A 3,273-nucleotide genomic window follows, 5' to 3' on the forward strand; every position below is an offset into this window, starting at 1 on the left:
CAACCTCGCCGCCGGCAAGACCTTCACCGCCAGCAGCTCCGTCGACGTCTACCAGCCCGGCAACGCCGGTGACTCCAACGCCGGCTCGTACTGGGAATCGGCGAGCAACGCCTTCCCGCAGTGGCTCCAGGTCGACCTGGGCGCCACCGTCGGAGTCAACCAGACCGTCCTCAAGCTCCCACCGGCCGCCGCCTGGCAGACCCGGACCCAGACGCTGACCGTCCAGGGCAGCACCAACGGCTCGTCCTTCAGCACGCTCAAGGCGAGTGCGGGCTACACGTTCAACCCGTCGTCGGGCAACACCGTCACCATCGACTTCACCGCGGCCTCCGTGCGGTTCGTCCGGCTGACCTTCACCGGCAACACCGGCTGGCCCGCCGGGCAGATCTCCGAGCTCGAGGTCTACGGCACCGGCGGCACCAACCCCGACCCCGATCCCGTGGGCTCGAACCTGGCCCTGGGCAAGGCGATCGAGGCGTCGTCGGTCGTGCAATCGTTCGTGGCCACCAACGCGAACGACGGCAACACCGGGACGTACTGGGAAGGCGGCGCGTACCCGGCGACCCTGACGGTCAAGCTGGGCGCCAACGCGACGACGTCGTCGATCGTGGTCAAGCTGAACCCCGATCCCGTCTGGGGGCAGCGTACGCAGACCTTCTCGGTGCTCGGGCGCGAGCAGAGCGCGTCGTCGTTCACAACCCTGGTCGGCTCGGCCACGTACACCTTCAATCCCGCCACCGGCAACAGCGTGACCATCCCGGTGAGCGCGACCGCGGCGGATCTGCGGCTCAGCTTCACCGCCAACTCCGGCGCGCCCGGCGGTCAGGTGGCCGAGTTCCAGATCTTCGGCACCGCCGCGCCCAACCCCGACCTGACGATCACCGGGGTGAGCGCCGCACCGGCGTCGCCGGTGGAGACGGACGCGATCACGCTGTCGGCCACGGTCCGCAACGCGGGTTCCGCCGCGTCGCCGGCTTCGAACGTCAACTTCTACCTGGGTACGACGCGGGCCGGCACCTCGTCGGTTCCGGCGCTCGCCGCCGGGGCGTCCAGCACCGTCACCTTCAACGCCGGCGCACGGTCCGCGGGCACCTACCAGCTGCGGGCGGTCGTCGACGAAGCCAACACCGTGGTGGAGATCTCCGACACGAACAACTCCTACACCGGCGCCAACCTGGTGATCTCGCCGGTGCCGAGCTCCGACCTGGTCGCCTCGTCGGTCACCTGGACGACGGGCAGCCCGGTCACCTTCGGCGTCACCATCCGCAACGAGGGCACCATCGCCTCGGCCGGCGGCGCGCACGGCATCACGCTCACGGTGCTGAACGACGCCGGCGCCACGGTGACCACGCTGACCGGCTCCTACACCGGGACGCTCGCGCCCGGCGCCTCCTCGCCGGCCATCAACCTCGGCCCGTGGACCGCGGCGAACGGCCGTTACACGGTGCGGGTGGTCCTCGCGGCCGACGCCAACGAGCTGCCGGTCAAGCGGGCCAACAACACCAGCGAGCGGTCGCTGTTCATCGGCCGCGGCGCGAATATGCCGTACGAGATGTACGAGGCGGAGGACGGCCGCACCGGCAACGGCGCGACGGTGCTCGCCGCCAACCGCCGGGTGGGCGACCTGGCCGGGGAGGCGTCCGGCCGCCGGGCGGTGACCCTTTCCTCGACCGGCCAGTACGTGGAGTGGACGACCCGCGCCAGCACGAACACGCTGGTCGCACGGTTCTCCATCCCGGACGGCACGACCAGCTCGGTGTCGATCTATGTCAACGGGCAGTCGCACAAGCAGCTGCCCCTGACCTCGAAGTACGCGTGGCTCTACGGCCCCGAGGCGGAGCCGCAGAACTCCGGCACCGGGCCGCGCCACATCTACGACGAGGCCAACGTCATGCTCAACTCGACGGTGCCCGCGGGGAGCACGATCCGGCTGCAGAAGGACGGCGGCAACCCCGGCGCGATCGCCATCGACTTCATCAACCTGGAGCAGGTGGCGCCGATCGCCAACCCCAACCCGGCCACCTTCGTGGTGCCGGCCGGGTTCGACCAGCAGTCGGTGCAGAACGCGCTGGACGCGGCCCGGATGGACACCAGCAAGGCCGGCGTCTACCTGCCGCCGGGTGAATTCCCGACGCAGAACAAGTTCCAGGTGTACGGGCGGGCCATCCAGGTGGTCGGCGCCGGACCCTGGTACACCCGGTTCCTCACCCCGCAGAACCAGACGGAGACCGACGCCGGGTTCCGCGCCGAGGCCAGCGCCAATGGCTCGACGTTCAAGAACTTCGGGTTCTTCGGCAACTACACGATCCGCCGCGACGGGCCGGGCAAGGTGTTCGACTTCAACAACGTGGCGAACATGACCGTCGACAACATCTGGACCGAGCACCAGATGTGCCTGTTCTGGGGCGCGAACGTCGACAACATGGTCATCAAGAACTCGCGGATCCGCAACATGTTCGCCGACGGCCTCAACATGACCAACGGGAGCACCGGCAACCTGATCGACAACATCGACACCCGGGCGACCGGCGACGACAGCTTCGCGCTGTTCTCGGCGATCGACAGCAACAACTCGCCGAACACCGGCAACACCTTCCAGAACCTGTCCAGCACGCTGACCTGGCGGGCGGCGGGCCTGGCGGTCTACGGCGGCTACAACAACACGTTCCGCAACATCTACATCGCGGACACGCTGGTCTACTCCGGCGTGACCATCGCCTCGATCGACTTCGACATCCCGATGCTCGGCTTCGGGGCGTCGCCGCCCACCACGTTCGACAACATCTCGATCGTCCGGGCCGGTGGCCACTTCTGGGGCAACCAGACCTTCCCGGGCCTGTGGATCCACAGCGGTGACAAGGAGTTCCGGGGCATCCGGATCAGCAACGTCGACATCGTCGACCCAACCTACTCGGGCATCATGTTCCAGACCAAGTACGAGGGTGGCCGGGCGCTCGAGCCGGTCACCGACACCGTGCTGACGAACGTGTCCATCTCGGGTGCGCAGAAGAGCGGCGACGAGTTCGACGCCAAGTCGGGCTTCGGCATCTGGGTGAACGCGCTGCCCGAGGCCAACCAGGGCCCGGCGGTCGGCTCGGCGACCTTCACCAACCTGCGCCTGTCCAACAACTGGCGCGACATCGAGAACACCACGTCGACCTTCACGATCATCCGCAACTGACCCGTCCCGCATCCCCGTCCCGCACCACAGGGGCCCGCCTCCTACCCCGGAGGCGGGCCCCGCCAATGGTGCCGCGCAAGAGCTTCCGCCAC

At 68.5% G+C, this 3,273-nt stretch carries 1 protein-coding gene; it reads left to right on the top strand.

The genetic code is table 11. The annotated features are described in order from the left end of the window. Nucleotides 1–3,181 (top strand): discoidin domain-containing protein (locus tag AB0M20_RS34120; RefSeq protein WP_364304469.1); only part of this gene is annotated, 3,181 nt, incomplete at its 5' end. Nucleotides 3,182–3,273 lie beyond the last annotated feature (92 nt).

Source organism: Actinoplanes sp. NPDC051633 (assembly GCF_040681735.1).
Taxonomy (GTDB): Bacteria; Actinomycetota; Actinomycetes; order Mycobacteriales; family Micromonosporaceae; genus Actinoplanes.